The organism is Flavobacteriaceae bacterium (assembly GCA_003443635.1).
GTDB lineage: Bacteria > Bacteroidota > Bacteroidia > Flavobacteriales > Flavobacteriaceae > AU392.
Genome location: CP031964.1, coordinates 1176137 through 1193697 on the forward strand (window position 1 = coordinate 1176137; position 17561 = coordinate 1193697).

Sequence of the window (17561 nt, forward strand, 5' to 3'; positions counted from 1 at the left end):
TTTTGATTATGAGTACAAAGGAAAAATACCTTGAAGAAGTTTCGATACAAGAAGAAGTACAGAAAAATAATGAGATTGTACTTTATAACGATGATGTAAATACATTTGATCATGTTATAGATACACTTATGTATGCTTGTAACCATACTCCTGAGCAAGCAGAACAATGTTCTATTATTGTTCACCATAAAGGAAAATGCACCGTAAAAACTGGTGTTTATGATGAGTTAGAACCTCAATGTACAATGCTTTTAGATGCTGGACTTAGTGCAGAAATAGTTTAATTAATTTTTTAACGAAACAATACTTATACTTTTAAGAGCCTCTAAATATTCTATAACATATTCTAAAGGTATTGGCCCAAACTCCATAGATAATATATTTCTAATATCTTCTACACTATTTTTGTTATTTACAAGATTTAAAGTTTCATAAGCATATTCAGAACCAGAACCTTTTATTCCAGAATAATTATAAATTTTAGGTGTATTTTCATTGTTATAATGATCAGTAAAATAATCGTACCCAAATACAGACATAGGTCCTTTAATAGCTTTATTTCTTTTAAAAACTAATTTTGCTTTGGGGTGATTTGACTTTAGTTTTACACCTTTTCCAATAGTTGATTTTAAATTCTCTAAAAACTGAATGTAATCATTTTCAATAACACTATTTATTTTAGCATAAGGTTTTATAGATTCAAAAACACCTAGCTCATAGTTCCAGAAATAGAACTTTAAATTTTCCTGCTCTTCTGTAGATAATAGTTTGGAGTACTCTAACATTTTAGAAACCCTATTTAATGTTTTTTGTTTTAATGAGCTAATTAAAGAAGGCACATCATTTGTATCTAAATTTGCTATAAAATAAGCGCTACTTGCTCCAATAAAACCAGCACGTTTTAATTTAGTAGGGTCTATGTTGGCTGGAACGTCGTAATTAGTGTGAATATATCTATCTGGCCAATCATGAAGGTAAATTGAAGGAATTTTAAACGAGCCTTCAGTAAATACCTGAAAATCGCTACCCATGCTAAATTTACCTAAAACAGCTTGTAATGCTTCTTTGCCACCTTCTTTAGAAACTATAGGGTATTCAACAGTTTTTCCACTAGCATACTCATAAGAAGCAGTATTTACAAATGCCCCAAAAGTTTCTCCAATATCATCTATAAAATTAGGTAAGCTTTGTGGAGAACGAGACACATGAAATATAGATTTTGTATCTGGGTTACCACCAACCATATCCATATGGATATTAAATTTTGTTTTCTCAGCATACTCAGGTTTATAACTTAATAAACTTGTAGTACCTTCAATTTCGGGCGACCATAAAAAACGTATACTGCGCTTTGGACGTTCGATCTTACCATTCAGTATTAACTTATTTAAAGTTCTGGCAACTTCTAAAATTGCAACACAGCCACTAGCGTTATCGTTGGCTCCAGGACGAGGGTGATCTAGATGGCAAGTGAATAAGATCTCTTCATTTTTTAGTTGAGGATGACTACCTTTTATTACTGCAGTAAGTAGGTCATAACTCCCAGCATGCTGGCTGGCAATAACTTTAGCATCCAAAACAATTTTTTCGCCACGCTTTAAACGTTCTTGAAAACGCCGAGCTTGTTTTAACGATACCATAAAAGCAAACATATCTACATCAGAAAATGTTTCTAAGTGCCCCCAGCGAATTAAATTCTCGTTTTCTTTAAACCAAGCAGTTACTTGATTTTGAGCATAACTTACAATACCAATAGCGCCATATTTTTTAACTGCTAGGGGAACAATACTTCCGGGTTGCGACGCTGTTAATACAATTTTTCCTTTAATATTTTTATTAGCATAATCTGTATCAGAAGTACCAGTGCTAACATCAACTAATTCAGCGGTTACATCTGCACTTTTGCTATCTTGTGCAAGAACAAGCGGGATAGATTCCCAATCGGCAATTTTATTTTTTTGTATCCAAGTGTTATTTTTATTTTCTACCTCCCATAATTCTGCAAACTCAACATTCCAAGCTGGTCGTGATTTTTGAGTGCCGTACATTGCTTTTCCATCTGCAGGAATTTTAATTAATTCTGACTCTAAACCATAAGATTTTAATTGTTCAGAAATAAAAGAAATAGCTTTGTTGTAATCTTCTGATCCTCTCATACGATGTAATCGAGAAATAAACTCTAAGTTACGTTTAGCATTTTCTCCAGATAACTCCTGATCAAGGTGTTTTATTAATTTATCTTGCTCAAATGGAATATTTTGAGCATTAATACTAAAAGAGTTAAAGATGAATAGAAATAAGAAAGAAACAATAAATTTCATATTAGATGATTATATTAATGAAGTGTTTAAGGTAGCTTGCCAAAAATACTTTAAAGTATAGAAACTCCTTTAATTTTATGATTTGTAGATATATTACTTTTTACGATACTCTTTGTTAAGTAAATTTAATATTTCTGTATTTTCCTTATGGATCAAATCTAGTTTGTTGTTTAAAGCATTATACTCTTCGCTGAAAAAGGTTTTTAGTATTTTAAACTTATCTTTTTCGATTTCGTAAATTGCTTTTTCTTCATTTACAATAGATTTTTGATCTGCATTAACGTATTTGCTTCCTTCTCCAGTTAAAATCCAATGCGCACTATATTTTGGATATTTTAAAATTATTGTAGCAACAACTTCTGCACTAGGAATACTATTTCTTTTTTGAAGAACATTTAAGTATCCGCTTGTCTTTCCTATGCTTAATTCAAATGCCCTTTGGCTTCTAGGAAAAAGTTCTTGTTGCATTTCTACAATCCTTTTGATAATTGTATTCATAAAATATATTGTAAATGACAGATAATTCTCAAAATAGTTGTGAATATATTTTGATTTATAAAATATTGTATGTAATATTACATACACATACTAAGCAATAAATATAACACAAATACGTCACAAACTAAATGATATTTATGTATGATTACCCCATTAGAAAAGAAAAAATTAAAAAATTTCCTTAAAAGCAATTATGCACAGGATGTTTTAAAAGTGCTTAAAAAAAGAAATGTCACGAATAGGAAAGGAAATCCTTACAGCGAATCTATGATAAGAAATGTGCTTTCAGGTCAAGAAAATCAAGACATTGAAGATGCTATTTTTGAAGTTTATTCTAATAGAAAAGAGCAATATCAAAAAAAACAAGAAGAGAAAAAAAGAACATTATATCAATGAGAATTATACGAAATTTAAATATGCACCTTCATAAGATTGGTAAGCGTTTTCATAAACTTTTATTAATCACTTTAATCATTTTTACTGTATTTGTTTTGACTTTAAGTATCATATACATACATAACAAAGCATAAAAAATAAGTTTTCATTAATGAAATTTGACAGTATTACAAGTTATAAGTGTGTTAAACCAGAAGCTTTTTCGAAATTAGTTACGATTAAAAAAGTATTGCATAGTTATGATATAAAGCTAATAATTTGTAAATCTTCAAGAACAATAATTTGGTCACAAAATGATCAAATAAATACATTTAATAACCTGCCTGGTATTTTTTATAATTTATTAAAAGAAGTTCTGGAAAATGACGAACAAGCACAAGTAGCATTTAAAGTTTTTTTTCCTGATATATCAGAAGAGCGCAGAAAAGTTGAGTTTTATGTTTGTCATATGTGGAGTAAGGATAGTCTCTTAAACTATTAACTGAAAAATGTTACTTAATTACATCCTGTAAGATTGCACTTTTTATTTATTAGCCTAAAAGAATTATACTACGAATTTTCTTTTGACTCATTTTCTTTTGTTAAATTAGTTCCAAACCAAAGTAGTAAATCATACACTAACACATTAGTGATTATAAAAACACTTATAATAAAATATATAGAATAAACTAATTCTCTTTAAAATAAGAAGTATTTAAAATAAATAATGACAGGGACATCATTAATAATTAACATCTTAATCGCCTACGGAGCTTGTCAAGCATTTTTTATAGCTTTTATTTTATTAAAATCAGAAAGCACATTATTTAAAAAACTATTTGCCTCCTTGTTAATCATTGAAGGAATAACACTTTTTGAAAGGCTTTTGGTCGAAACAGAATTAATATCCACTATTCCACATATATTGGGAGTGAGTCACCCCATTAGTTTTTTAAAACCACCATTAATGCTATTCATGGCATTAGCAATAACAATTAAATCTTTTAAATTATCTAAAAAATACTATTGGCATTTTACCGTTTTTGGAATCATGTTGTTTTTGAATTTTCCTTTTTATTTTTTGAGTGGGAATGAAAAATTAGAAACAATAAAGGTTTTTATGGAAGAGATTCCCTCTTATAAAAGTTTTGAGTTTTATTTTACTTTGAGTTTTTTCGTTTATATAGGTATTTATATTTTTTTAAGTATCAAGAAATTAAAACAATTCAAGAATCAAATTACCAATAATGCTTTGGTGAATTGGTACTACACAGTGTTAATTAGTTATGTAGTGTTTTTAGTATTACACCTTATCTATTTTGCTATTCAACCTTTAGGAGAATATAGTTTTGCCTTGATCAATCAAATTAGTATGCTGGCAATGACTTTTATTGTTCAATCTATAGCTTATAAAATTATTGATAAATCAACTATTTTTAGCAGTAAACCACCTAAGATGATCGATTTACAGGAAAGAGAAAATGCTGAAAATATAATTATAAACAAGTTAGAGATAGATAAAATTTACTTGAACAACGATTTAAGTCTCGCCATATTTTCTGAATCAATTTCATATCCTTCAGCTTATGTTTCAGAAATTATAAATCAGAAGTTTAATTGTTCTTTTAAAAAACTGATCAATTTATATAGATTAAAAGAAGCTAAAAATAACATTCAAAAAAATAAGAGTAGTAAAATAAAATTAATTGATATTGCTTTTGAATCGGGTTTTAATAACAAGGTTTCCTTTTATAGAGCATTTAAGGATTTTGAAGGAATTTCACCATCTGCATATCTAGAAAAGATAAAAAAAGAACAAAAATTAAAAAAATAAGGTTACAAAACAGATATGTAACCAAAACTAAAAATAATTTATTTAATTATGTGTCAAGAACAAAAAACGAATAAATTATGAAATACAAGGGTTCGGTAATTATCCATAAACCAAGAGAGGTTGTTACAACTTTATTTATTGATCCTAATAACAACAAAGAATACCAAGATGGTTTTGTGAAAAAAGAATTGATAAGTGGTAACTTAGGGCATAATGGAGCAAAATCAAAAATGTACTATTCAGACGGTAAACGAGATATGGTATTAACTGAAACCATTATTAAAAATGATTTGCCCGGCTCTTTTGAAGCTTTTTACCACCATAAACATATGGATAATACAATGAAGTGTACTTTTATTGAAATTAACTCACAAAAAACTGAATATAAATACGAATACGAGTACACTAGAATTAATTGGTTTCTACCTAAATTATTAGCTATTTTATTTCCAAGTATTTATAGGAAACAAGGTGATAAATGGATGCAACAGTTTAAAGAATTTGTCGAAAAACAATAAATTATGTGGGCAGAAAAATTAAAAATATATGATCAGCTTATTGCTAAATGTAATCGATTTGAAAGAAAAGGAAAAACAATGCCTTATACTTCTGCAAATGGGCATATGTTTTCACTTTTTAATAAAGCTGGAGAAATAGGAATTCGATTTTCTAAAGAAGTACAGAAAAAATATATTGAAGAGTTTGAAACTACTATATACAAATCTTATAACTCTACTATGCATGGTTATGTGTTAATACCGGAAAGTATGTGGGATGATTTAGATAAATTGTCGGAATATTTGAATGAGAGTTATGATTATGTAATGAGCTTACCTTCAAAATAAATTGTTCACAACGAAATCATAGCAAATTAGCGTTGAATTATAGCTATTGTTGTGTACTGTTTTTTATTCATTCCATTATCCTTTTCCAATAAATTTAGTTTGTAAATAAAACTCTCCGATTATCCAAATCCCGATAAAAATCAAGGTAATCAATAGCGTTTTATTCAGTCGATTCATATTTTTTTCAATCAGATATTTTGATTGGAATAATATTAGTCCGATTAGAGTCAGAGAAATGAAAAGTCGGATTGAGCTAAATTGCTCTTTAGTCAAATCGTAATAACTATGCATGTTTCCCCAAACTCCGTTTCGGTCAAATATTGTTGAATAATAAATCCACCCATAAAATCCAGCAAAAAGTCCGAATGAAGGAATGATCAGAATTGATGCAATCCAATGATAAGGTTTCAGTTTGCTGTTTTCTTCGATTTTCATTTAGTTTCGAGATTTTTTCAAATGCTACACAACGTGGGAATATATATATCTAAATATATAATAATTCTTACAAACTAAGAAGGTTTTAATAAGATCAAAACTACCTTAAATTAAGAAAAAAAGTTATAACGATATAATATTACTAAATATTATAAATAAAAAAATCCGCAACAACTTAAATTTAGTAGTTATGCGGATTTTATTTGTGACCTCGGCAGGATTCAAACCTGCAACCTCTTGAGCCGTAATCAAGTGCACTATTCAGTTATGCTACGAGGCCAATTTTGTGGGTGCAAATATATTTTATTTTAGCGCAATGACAAAATAAACCCATAAAATTAATTAATTTTCGAGAATGAAATAAATTATGATAATTGTTAACGACAATTAAAATAGACTTTGTCTAAAAATACCTAACCAATAAAAACAAATAAATGCAAGAGTTAGAACAATATATAAGGGATATACAAGATTTTCCCAAACAAGGAATACTATTTAAAGATATAACCCCTTTATTACAGAATCAAGAAGGGATGAATCTATATTTAGAAACGCTATACAACTTAATAAAGGATGAAAAAATTGATAAAGTTATAGGAATTGAATCTAGAGGATTCTTTTTCGGAACATTATTGGCGCAAAAAATAAATGCAGGCTTTATTCCTGTTCGTAAACCTGGAAAATTACCATATAAAACACTTTCTCAAACGTATAGTTTAGAGTATGGGGAAGATGCTTTAGAGATACATATGGATGCTATACAAAAAGGAGAACGTATTTTAATTCATGATGATGTGTTGGCTACTGGTGGTACAGCAGAAGCTGTTTGTAAATTAGTAGAGAGGTTAGGGGGTAAGATAGTGCAATGTAACTTTATAATGGAACTTGGTTTTTTAAATGGAAAAGATAAATTAAAAAACTATAAAATTACTTCAGCCTTAAGCTATTAATCTAAAGCACGTTTGGTAACGTATAATCTCCAACCAAAAATGGCGAGTTGTAATCTTGTAGCTTTACTTAAATCCAGATTTTGTTTGGTATAACTTGGTAAAACTATTTTATTAATCTTAGCTAAAGTTTTAAAAAAGATACGGTGCATATACAAAAATAGTAAAACTTAATTTGGAATTCGGTTTTACTATTTTTGAGCGTAAGGTTTTATAATGTAGAGAAAATAATGTCTATTAAAAATTTTATAAGTGTAATCATAATGGTTTTATTTTAGTGATTGATTTAAACTAATTTTTTAATTATGGCGGCAATATATGTTGCTGTAAAGTATACTGCCAAACACTTTTTAATAAAATAATAAATTTGAATTTATTTTTATAAGTAAAATAATGGATTTCGTTTTATAAACAAATATGTTGTCTGCAAAAAAGTTTTAATTTGTTACTATTAATGTGATTTATGGTTTTAAACTGCAACATTTATAGAGGGTTTTTTATAACTTTTTTTAAACTCTAGGGGTGTTTTGTTGTTTTTTAAGCCTTATTTTGGGATTCCGTTATTTTGATATTATTTAAAGATTGATTTATAATATAAAAAACCTGCTTTTAAAGCAGGTTCTTCTTTACTATTTTTAAGGGTTAATATTATTAATTTTTGGTTTTTGCAAAAACAGAACCTCCTTTTTTACCAAATAAAATTGTTGGTATAGTATTATTGTTTTTCCAGGTCGAACTTGCTTTAGAACCTTTATTATCGTCTATAGCAATTTTTATGCTAGTTAATTCTCCTTGGTTATTGCGTTTCATTTTTGAGAATTTAACATCTATATTTTGTTCTTTTAATTGTAAACGATAGGTATTTAAGGTTTCATTTGTGGTATTTTCATTAATGCTATATACTGTTTTACCTGTATCATCATTATTAAAAGTAACCGTGTCAGACTTTAATATGTACTTGTTGTTTCCTTTGTCTTTAGATTTAATAACTACAACTCCATTTTCCCCTTTACTTCCGTATGCTTCTGTAGCTGCAACCCCTTTTAATACGTTAAGAGATTTAATATTATTAGTGTTTATGGAGTCGAAAGAAACTTTTTTTCCATCTAAAATAATTAAAGGATCTTTAAAACCATTGCTACTACTGGTTACATGAATAGTTTTAACTTTTTTGTTATTACCATTTTCATTAACGAAATGATTATCTTTTTGTGTTGTAATTACAACAACTCCATCCTTAGCTTCCTTACCATATGTTTTTATAGCGGTATCTTCTTTTATAACACTAACAGATTTAATATGATTTGAATTTAAACTTTTAACTTCATTTTCAGATTTTACTTCCCCATCAATAACAAACAATGGTGTTTTTCCATTATTTAATTGTAAATTATTTACACTACCTCTGACTACGATTTTGTGATTTTTTTTATCACCATCTTCTATTATGTGTAGAGTGTCAACATGGATTTTATGTTTAGCCTGTTTCTTAACATTAGTGTTATAAGTGAATTTGTTTACATGAGATTGAATTGTACCAACTCCAAAACCACCATCATCTTTTAACTTAAAATAAAAAGATTTAATAGGTTCGCTCCCATTAATGTTGTAGTTTGCTGAACCATCCTTGGCTTTAAAATCAACATTAATAGCTGTTATCTCGTTTTTGTTATTGCGTTCTAGCTGAGAAATATTAAATGTAATACCTTCTTTTAAAAGCTTATCTTTTATATTGTCTAACTCTTTGTCAGTAGTATTTTTTGTGAAAATAATCTCAATAGCTTCTTTTTTAAATGTATTTAACTCCTTTTGGTTTTGAGAAGCGACATCTATTTTATTAACAGTTTTAGGAGTAGTTTCAACTAAAACTTCTTTAGTATTTACACTCATTAAAAATGCTGTTAATAAAGGAAGTATAAATAAATACTTCCATTGTTTAATAGTTTTTGATCTTGATTTGTGTAACATAACAATTCGTTTTTTAATTAATGAATTATAAAAATTATTAGCTAGTGTAAGATTTTGATTGGCAATGCTGGTTTTTAGTAATAATCTTTGGTAATCTTTTTCACTATTTGATGTATTCTGAGCTTTATAATCTGCGATATATTCTAAATTCTGTTGTAGATCTTTTTTGTAAAACCAAGCAAAAGGGTTAAACCAAAATATAACACTAATAAATTGTGTAAATAAAATATCTATAGAATGAAATTCTCTTGCATGCACTTTTTCATGACTAATAATTAAATTTAATTCCTTACTATTAAATTGTTCAGGGTTGTATACAATCCATTTAAAGAAAGAAAACGGAGCTATATCATTTTTTATAATGATATAGGTATAAAACCCTTCTGTATTCTTTTGGTTTTTTAATAATAATACTATTAAAGATCCAAACTGGAGTATAAAGCGAATTAAAAAAAATGAAAACCCAATTATATATATAATAGGTATGAGGTTTTGCCATTCAAACTGTTTTACAGTTGAAGAATTAGGAATAAGACTTTCGGTTACAAAGTTTGCACTCTCTTGTATGCTTATAGGCTCATAATTAATATAAATAGGAATTACTATAAATGGAAATACTAGTGCGGTTATTAATCCAGCTAGTAAAAACCAACGATTGTATTCAAAAAAGGTTTCTTTTTTTAAAAACAATATATAACACAGATAAAATAGAGCTAAAACAGCACTAGCTTTAAATAAATATTCCATATTATTTCTTTTTTTCAATTAAATCTATAATCTCTTTCAACTCATCTATGCTAATTTTTTCTTCTTTAGCAAAAAATGAAACTACATTTTTGTATGAACTATTAAAATAATTATCAATAGCGTTATTAAAAAAACGTTTACGGTATGCTTCTTTTGTTACAATAGGAAAATATTGATGTGTTTTTCCATAAGCAGTATAACCTACATAACCTTTTTCTTCCAAATTTCTAACAATGGTAGATAAAGTATTGTAATGTGGCTTGTCACCTTTAATATCTGCAAGAACTTCTTTTACGAAAGCTTTTTCTAACTTCCATAATATGTGCATGATCTCTTCTTCTTTATTTGTTAATTTTTGCATTATATATAAGTTTTTTTATTAGAACGTATTTCTTTATTTATGGGAATTGCTGATGTTGAATCAAATGTATAACTATTTTTATAGTTATACAACTGTTTGGGTAGTTATTTTGGAAATATTTAACTATTTAAGAAGATTTTATAAATATAAACTTGAGATAACTAATACTATCGTATAAGATGTAAATTTCAAATCTTATAGTATCTTCGCAAAAAAAATTGATGAGCGTACTTTGGCTAATTTTAGGGTTTATAGCACTGGTGATAGGAGGCGAGTTTTTGGTGAGGTCCTCAGTGGCATTGTCCTTTAAATTAAATATCTCTAAACTAGTAATAGGGATGACAGTAGTGTCGTTTGCAACTTCAGTTCCAGAATTATTAGTAAGCTTAAGAGCTGCTTTAGAGGGTTCTCCAGCAATAGCAATTACAAATGTTGTAGGCTCTAATATCGCAAACATTGGTTTGGTATTGGGGATTACTGCTGTGGTTGGTGCTATAGGTGTTCAAAAATCCTTTTTTAAATTTGATTGGCCAGTTCTTGCGTTATTTTCATTAGCAACGTATTATTTTTTGTCAAACGATAATCAACTTACAGCAATTGAAGGCCTACTTTTGTTTGTTGCATTAATAGTATTTTTAATATTCTTGATAAGGAGATCTAAAAAAGATGCTAAAGTAGAAGCTGTAGATGATGGTTTAGCTGTGGTGTCTTATTTTAAAATAATTATTTGGCTTGCAATAGGAGCAGCAGCTTTGTATTATGGTTCTGGTTGGTTAGTAGATGGAGCTGTAGATCTAGCTGAGCAATTAGGAGTTAGTAAAGCTGTTATTGGAGCAACTGTAATTGCAATAGGTACAAGTGTACCAGAATTAGCAGCCTCTATAATTGCAGCGGCAAAACAAGAAAAAGCTATTTCTCTTGGGAATTTAATAGGATCTAATATATTTAATATGGGGTCAGTATTAGGTCTTACATCTATAATTAAAACTATCCCGGTTACAGATACATCAATTTTAACGCAAGATATTTTTTGGATGCTCGCTTTTACATTCATTGTGTTACCTCTTATATTACTTCCAAAGCGATTTCAAATTAGCCGTGTAAAAGGGTTTTTATTAGTTTTTGCATATGGCGTATTTGTATTTTTAAAATTCACCTAGTGTAATATAGGGTATTTTATGTATTTTTATTAATTATTTGTAATTTACCCCTAAAAAAATAGGGGTCATAATGTTTTATTGTTATTTTTGCAGCTTTAATCTATAAAAACTTATAAAAATGTCTGCATTAAGATTTCATGCTCTTAAAGAAACTTTTAATCGTAAGCCTGTTGTAGTAGAGGAAAACGAACGTCGTTCAGCAATTTTTGGCTCTAATGTGTTTAACGAAGCAACAATGCGTCAGTCGTTAACTAAAGATGCTTACAAAAGCGTAATGGATGCCATTGAAAATGGATCTAAAATTGATAGAGGAATTGCAGATCAGATTGCTGCAGCAATGAAAGATTGGGCACTTACTAAAGGTGTTACACATTATACGCACTGGTTTCAGCCATTAACAGGAGCAACTGCTGAGAAACATGATGCTTTTTTTGAAACTATAGGTAATGGACTAGCAGTAGAGAAATTTGGTGGCGGACAATTAGTGCAGCAAGAACCAGATGCATCTTCTTTTCCTAATGGAGGAATCAGAAATACATTTGAAGCTCGTGGTTATACAGCTTGGGATCCAACATCTCCAGCATTTATTTATGGTACAACTTTGTGTATTCCAACAGTTTTTGTTTCTTATACAGGAGAAGCATTAGATTATAAAACACCATTGCTAAGAGCGTTACAAGCAGTAGATCATGCTGCAGTGGCGGTTGCAAAATACTTTGATAAAAATATTAAAAAAGTGAATGCATCTTTGGGATGGGAACAAGAATATTTTTTGGTAGATAGTGCTTTGGCAACATCTAGACCAGATATAACACTTACAGGACGTACGCTACTAGGGCATGCGCCAGCAAAAGGTCAACAATTAGACGATCATTATTTTGGAACAATTCCTAATCGTGCTATGGCTTATATGCGTGATTTAGAGACCGAATGTATGTTGTTGGGTATTCCTGTAAAAACAAGACACAATGAAGTAGCACCAAATCAATTTGAATTAGCTCCTATATATGATGAAGCTAATTTAGCAGTAGATCATAACTCCTTATTAATGGATGTCATGGAGAAAATTGCAGCACGTCATAATTTTAAAGTATTATTTCACGAAAAACCATTTGCTGGAATTAATGGTTCTGGAAAGCATAATAATTGGAGCTTAGGGACAGATACAGGAGTAAACTTATTAGGGCCTGGTAAAACACCTATGAGTAATCTTCAGTTTTTGACTTTCTTTATTAATACAATTAAAGCGGTGCATGATAACGAGGAACTGCTAAGAGCTGCAATAGCTACAGCGAGTAATGATCATCGTTTAGGAGCTAATGAGGCGCCGCCAGCAATTATTTCAGTTTTTATTGGTGAACAACTAACAAGAGTGCTTCAAGATTTAGAAAGTGTAACTAAAGGGAAATTATCTCCTGAAGAAAAAACAGACCTTAAATTAAATGTAGTTGGTAAGATACCAGAAATTTTATTGGATAATACAGATCGAAATCGTACATCGCCTTTTGCATTTACAGGGAATAAATTTGAATTTAGAGCAGTAGGGTCTACAGCTAACTGTGCTAACCCAATGACAGTATTAAATTCTATTATGGCAAAGCAGTTAATAGATTTTAAAACAGAAGTAGATGCACTTATAGATAAAAAGGATATGAAAAAAGATGATGCGATCTTTAATGTCTTAAGAGAATATATTAAAAAATCTAAAAGTATTTTATTTGAAGGTAATGGATATGGAGATGAATGGGAAGCAGAAGCTAAAAAGCGTGGTTTAAGTAATAATAGAACAACACCAGAAGCTTTAAAAGCAAGAGTGTCTAAAAAAACGATCGATTTATTTGAAAGTTTAGGGGTAATGAATAAAGTAGAGATTGAGGCACGTTATGAAATTCAAGTAGAAGAATATGCAATGCATATACAAATAGAAGGACGTGTGTTGGGAGATATTGCAAGAAATCATGTGGTACCTACTGCGGTAAAATATCAGAATATATTAATAGAGAATGTAAAAGGTCTTAAAGATATTTATGGTGATAGCTTTAAAAAATACGCAAAAGAGCAACTGGAGTTAATTGAAGACATTTCAAACAGGATCGAAGCAATAAATTCTGGTGTAACTAAAATGACTAATGAACGTAAGAAAGCAAATAAGGTTCATGATTCTGTAAAAAGAGCAGAGCTATATTGCAATAATGTGAAGCCATTTTTCGAAGATATTAGATACCATTGTGATAAATTAGAATTACTAATAGATGATGAGCTTTGGCCTTTAACAAAATATAGAGAGTTACTGTTTACCAGATAATTACATTTTTCAGTTTGTAGATAAAAAAATACGCTTCATCGATAGGCGTATTTTTTTTTCGATAAAATGCAATAAAAAACTGCAAACGTATGCTTGTTTTTTTGTTACTAATGTTAAAACAGGCTAAGTTTGTAATATGCTTTTTAGAGTTTAAAATCTAATTATGAGACTCTTGGAAGAAATTGAATACATTAATTGAGAAATATTAACAAATTCAGATTCATACAAGAGATTTAGTTTTTAAATCAAAATATATTGTAATAAGCTATTAATCAATTAATTAAATATGACATTTGTTTTTTAATTCTATAAAAAACAAATTATATTCTGAGGATGCGCATTCAAAGAATATTTAAGTAGTAAAAAAGTACATTACTACTATTAAATGTGTTGTGAAGACATATTTATCTATCCAAAGTCAATATTCTATTAATTGTAATTTATTGTAAATCAGAGTTCTTGCTATTTAATTAAATAGCTTTAGAAATTGAATAAAAATTTAAAGGAGCTTTTTTGTAAAATACTCCTTTTAAAGAGTTTAAAATGGAGTGCTGTAAACTATTAAAATTAGAGGTTAACAGTATGATGTTTTAAAGATTGCTAAAAACAAATATTAATTATTAATCAATTAAACTTTAAATTATGAAAAAATTATTATTAAGTGCATCAGCATTAATGCTATGCGTGTCGATGTCTTTTGGACAAGAGCACAAAATTGGAGATGCGCCAGAAAAGCCAGAAAAGCCAGAAATCCCTAGAACTCCTAGAGTTCCTAACAAAAGTAGTTTATCTCAAATTACTAATATTAGTAGTGTGTGGCAAATTGGTTATGGTAACAAAGCTAATGTAGATCAATTAGGAGCTAACAAATCTTTAATTGAGCAATACAAAGTAGGTAACAGAGCTACTGTAGATCAAGAAGGAGAAGGTAACGTATCTATGCAAAAGCAAGTAGGGTTCTATAATAGAGCTAGCGCTACTCAATCAGGAAGTGGAGAAAATCACTCTTCTAGACAATGGCAATATGGATACCGTAACTCTGCAACTGTAGTTCAATCTGGAACTGGTAATGATAACAATGACGGTAATGAAGCTACACAAGTTCAAAAAGGAGCTTATAACGATGCTTATATTAACCAAGATGGAGATGATCACGATGCTACTCAATACCAATGGGGAGATAATAACAATGCATCTGCTTTTCAAAGAGGTAATAATCAAGATGCTACTCAAACTCAAGTTGGAGAAGATAACAGTGCTAGTGTAGTACAAAATAATGGTGATTCTACTGGTGGTAATGATGCTACTCAATTCCAATGGGGTGAGGACAATACGGCTAAAGCGTATCAAGCTGGGAAAAAGAATGAAGTGATTCAAATTCAAGAAGGAGAAGATCATTTTGCTAAGTCGTATCAATCTGGATGGGATAATGATGCTTATCAATTACAAATGGATTGGGGTAATACTGCTGGAGTTCTTCAAGTTGGTGGAGGAAACGATTCTTACCAATTACAAGATAATAATGATCAGATCGCTGGTGTAGCTCAATTTGGAGATGGCAATTTAGCTGTACAAAACCAAAGAGATCGTGCTGGAGATGGATTCCGTAGTGAATATAATGTAGCTGGTGCTCTTCAAGTAGGAGAGGATAATCGTTCTTTCCAAAGACAAAGAGGAGATGGTAGTGCTGCTAGCCGTAATATCTCTTTAACAGCTCAATTTGGTAATGACAACTTAGCTATTTCAGAGCAAGCAGGAGGAAGAGGAAACTTTAACCTTACTGTTCAAACTGGTCAGTATAACTACAGTAACATTTTCCAATGGGGTGCATTTAATGCTGCTGTTGTTAACCAAAATAGTGGAGGATCTAACTAAGCCTTAAATGTTATTTAAATATAACATATCTTAAATTTAAGAAGAAGGAAGTTGCAATATACTTTCTTCTTCTTATATTTATAAAAAAATGACAACTAATTATTAAACCCATTTAAAAATGAAAATCAAATATAAATTTGTTTTAGTATTTATTATGGTAACTGCTTTTGCTTTTTCTCAAGAGAAAAAAGAAGTTGATAATACGAATACGAATAGGGTTTCCGAAATTTTTAGTTATAACAATCAGATTTCAAACTTTTTATTATTGCAACAACAGCAATCTAATAGTATGAATGCTTCAATGGCTGCATTTAGAGGGAATTCAGCAAATGTAAATGCAACTAATGCAACCATAATTCAACAAACAGGTGTTGGTAATGTAATACAAAGTAATGCAACATCTTCTAATACTACGTTTCAATATTTACAAAACGGTAATGATAATTTTATTAATAGTATTAATTCTATTGATAATGTAAATGAAGCAGTAATTCAAAATGGTAATAATAATAGATTAGTAAACTTCTCATTTGGAAATATAAATGAAGCTAATTTAAATATTATTCAAAATGGTAATAATTTAACATTTGAAAAGTTTGGAACTAATTCTATAACTAATAACTTGCAATTTACACAACAAGGTGCTAACAAAACTATTACTGTTCTAAGTTTTAATAATTAAATTAATGTCTCTTAAAAAACATATCATATTAGTTGTTGGTTTATTATTTTCACTGTCGTTTTATGCTCAGCAAATAACAAACCAAGAAGTAATTGCTAAAATTGAAACAGAGAGTATTGATGATATTATTAATATTAAAGGAATTGCAATTAGTAATACTGAAGTATTTAAAAGCTTACGTTATGTAATGTATGTTATTAAAACGAACCCTGTTAATTCTAATACCTCACGAGGAGAACATCAAGGACGTTTTACTTTATTACCTAATGAAGCTAAACAATTAGGTTTTACAGGAATAAATAAAAATACAGATGATAAAGTAACCGTTATTTTATTAATTTATGATGATAACGATAAACTTATAGGAAAAGATCGCCGAGTAGCTTTAAATGATGATGAAGCTGAAAAAAAAACCATACAATTGGTTGATGAAAAAAAAGAAAATGATGGTGTGAAAATTATTGCAATCGTAACCGAAAGTACTAAAACTAAACCAGGACGTGATTTTTATAATTACTTTTCTTCATCATACAGATTAAGTCAGATTAGCGGAAAAGGATCTATACACATATTAGAGAAGTTAAGTTTAGGAAGAAATACAACTATAGATGTACTAGTAGATAACAAAGTTGTTAATAGCTTTTTCGTCCGACCTAATCAAGAATATTTAGAACAAATGACTACTATAACAATACAAAATATTAGACGTCATTTTCAAAATCTTGAAAAACAGAAAAATTATATTACACAATACTAATTAATACCCAAGTAAAATGAAAAAGATAGTACTACTTATTATATTCGGATTTGCAATGTCGCAAGCATTTAGTCAAAAATTAGTTTATCGAGCGGTAAACCCTAATTTTGGAGGAGATACATTTAACTTTCAATTTTTACTACAATCTGCCCAAGCTCAAAATTCGTTTACAGACCCAAATCAAGTAGATCCACTAAATCAACAACAATCTGAATTAGATCAGTTTACTCAAAATTTGAATAATCAATTATTAAATCAAATTTCTAGATCATTATTGGTTAATCAATTTGGGGCAAATGGTGAGTTGCAAGTAGGTACGTTTTCTTTTGGGTCATTGGTAGTTGAGGTTTTTCCTTCTGATCAAGGCTTGGTTATAGATATCTTAGATACCCTCACAGGAGATCAAACACAAATTACGGTCCCTAATTAATAATAATTGAGGAATTCCTCA

At 29.2% G+C, this 17561-nt stretch carries 20 protein-coding genes and 1 tRNA gene; 13 read left to right on the top strand and 8 right to left on the bottom strand.

Going from position 1 to position 17561, the window contains the following annotated elements:
- Positions 1-8 precede the first annotated feature (8 nt).
- Complete coding sequence (locus D1817_05260) at positions 9-284, top strand: ATP-dependent Clp protease adaptor ClpS (GenBank protein ID AXT19300.1); 276 nt, start codon at positions 9-11, stop codon at positions 282-284.
- On the opposite strand, the gene D1817_05265 is transcribed toward D1817_05260, so the two are convergent.
- Positions 285-2321: a DUF4910 domain-containing protein gene (locus tag D1817_05265; protein ID AXT19301.1), complete on the bottom strand. Its 2037-nt coding sequence runs from the start codon at positions 2319-2321 to the stop codon at positions 285-287.
- 93 nt (positions 2322-2414) lie between these two features.
- The gene (locus D1817_05270) at positions 2415-2819 is read right to left on the bottom strand and encodes a hypothetical protein (protein ID AXT19302.1); all 405 of its coding nucleotides are present in this window, start codon (positions 2817-2819) and stop codon (positions 2415-2417) included.
- 141 nt (positions 2820-2960) lie between these two features.
- On the opposite strand from D1817_05270, the gene D1817_05275 reads away from it, so the two are divergent.
- From D1817_05275 to D1817_05295, 5 genes are all read left to right on the top strand, one after another.
- Positions 2961-3215, top strand: coding sequence for a hypothetical protein (locus D1817_05275; protein ID AXT19303.1), 255 nt, complete (start codon positions 2961-2963; stop codon positions 3213-3215).
- Between the two features lie 151 nt (positions 3216-3366).
- The gene (locus D1817_05280) at positions 3367-3696 is read left to right on the top strand and encodes a hypothetical protein (GenBank protein AXT19304.1); all 330 of its coding nucleotides are present in this window, start codon (positions 3367-3369) and stop codon (positions 3694-3696) included.
- 225 nt (positions 3697-3921) lie between these two features.
- A complete protein-coding gene (locus tag D1817_05285; GenBank protein AXT19305.1) occupies positions 3922-5028 on the top strand; it encodes an AraC family transcriptional regulator in 1107 nt (368 codons plus the stop codon).
- A 77-nt stretch (positions 5029-5105) separates the two neighbouring features.
- On the top strand, positions 5106-5546 hold the full coding sequence (locus D1817_05290) for an SRPBCC family protein (protein ID AXT19306.1): 441 nt from the start codon (positions 5106-5108) through the stop codon (positions 5544-5546).
- 3 nt (positions 5547-5549) lie between these two features.
- On the top strand, positions 5550-5873 hold the full coding sequence (locus D1817_05295) for a hypothetical protein (protein AXT19307.1): 324 nt from the start codon (positions 5550-5552) through the stop codon (positions 5871-5873).
- 75 nt (positions 5874-5948) lie between these two features.
- Here the strand turns inward: D1817_05295 and D1817_05300 are convergent, their stop codons facing one another.
- The gene (locus tag D1817_05300; protein ID AXT19308.1) at positions 5949-6308 is read right to left on the bottom strand and encodes a hypothetical protein; all 360 of its coding nucleotides are present in this window, start codon (positions 6306-6308) and stop codon (positions 5949-5951) included.
- Positions 6309-6511: 203 nt separating this feature from the next.
- Positions 6512-6588 (bottom strand) — tRNA-Arg (locus D1817_05305).
- A 154-nt stretch (positions 6589-6742) separates the two neighbouring features.
- Here D1817_05305 and D1817_05310 point away from each other — a divergent pair.
- Positions 6743-7258, top strand: a complete 516-nt coding sequence (locus D1817_05310; protein AXT19309.1) for an adenine phosphoribosyltransferase — start codon at positions 6743-6745, stop codon at positions 7256-7258.
- On the opposite strand, the gene D1817_05315 is transcribed toward D1817_05310, so the two are convergent.
- The 4 genes from D1817_05315 to D1817_05330 all read right to left on the bottom strand — a co-directional run bounded on the left by D1817_05315 (position 7255) and on the right by D1817_05330 (position 10458).
- Positions 7255-7407 carry an SsrA-binding protein gene (locus tag D1817_05315; GenBank protein ID AXT19310.1) on the bottom strand — a complete coding sequence of 51 codons (153 nt, stop codon included), beginning with the start codon at positions 7405-7407 and terminating at the stop codon, positions 7255-7257. The genes D1817_05310 and D1817_05315 overlap by 4 nt on opposite strands.
- A 499-nt stretch (positions 7408-7906) precedes the next feature.
- Positions 7907-9988: a M56 family peptidase gene (locus tag D1817_05320; protein AXT19311.1), complete on the bottom strand. Its 2082-nt coding sequence runs from the start codon at positions 9986-9988 to the stop codon at positions 7907-7909.
- Positions 9972-10331, bottom strand: coding sequence for a BlaI/MecI/CopY family transcriptional regulator (locus D1817_05325; GenBank protein AXT19312.1), 360 nt, complete (start codon positions 10329-10331; stop codon positions 9972-9974). Before D1817_05325 ends, D1817_05320 begins: the two co-directional genes overlap by 17 nt.
- A 37-nt stretch (positions 10332-10368) precedes the next feature.
- On the bottom strand, positions 10369-10458 hold the full coding sequence (locus tag D1817_05330; protein AXT21231.1) for a CCR4-associated factor 4: 90 nt from the start codon (positions 10456-10458) through the stop codon (positions 10369-10371).
- Positions 10459-10552: 94 nt separating this feature from the next.
- On the opposite strand from D1817_05330, the gene D1817_05335 reads away from it, so the two are divergent.
- The 6 genes from D1817_05335 to D1817_05360 all read left to right on the top strand — a co-directional run bounded on the left by D1817_05335 (position 10553) and on the right by D1817_05360 (position 17540).
- Entirely contained in the window at positions 10553-11491 is a 939-nt protein-coding gene (locus D1817_05335; protein AXT19313.1) for a sodium:calcium antiporter, read from the top strand.
- A 118-nt stretch (positions 11492-11609) separates the two neighbouring features.
- Positions 11610-13796, top strand: a complete 2187-nt coding sequence (locus D1817_05340; protein ID AXT19314.1) for a glutamine synthetase type III — start codon at positions 11610-11612, stop codon at positions 13794-13796.
- Positions 13797-14438: 642 nt separating this feature from the next.
- Positions 14439-15671: a hypothetical protein gene (locus D1817_05345; GenBank protein ID AXT19315.1), complete on the top strand. Its 1233-nt coding sequence runs from the start codon at positions 14439-14441 to the stop codon at positions 15669-15671.
- A gap of 154 nt (positions 15672-15825) precedes the next feature.
- Positions 15826-16353: a hypothetical protein gene (locus D1817_05350; GenBank protein AXT19316.1), complete on the top strand. Its 528-nt coding sequence runs from the start codon at positions 15826-15828 to the stop codon at positions 16351-16353.
- A 4-nt stretch (positions 16354-16357) separates the two neighbouring features.
- The gene (locus tag D1817_05355) at positions 16358-17110 is read left to right on the top strand and encodes a hypothetical protein (protein AXT19317.1); all 753 of its coding nucleotides are present in this window, start codon (positions 16358-16360) and stop codon (positions 17108-17110) included.
- Between the two features lie 16 nt (positions 17111-17126).
- Positions 17127-17540, top strand: coding sequence for a curli assembly protein CsgF (locus D1817_05360; protein ID AXT19318.1), 414 nt, complete (start codon positions 17127-17129; stop codon positions 17538-17540).
- Positions 17541-17561: the final 21 nt, after the last annotated feature.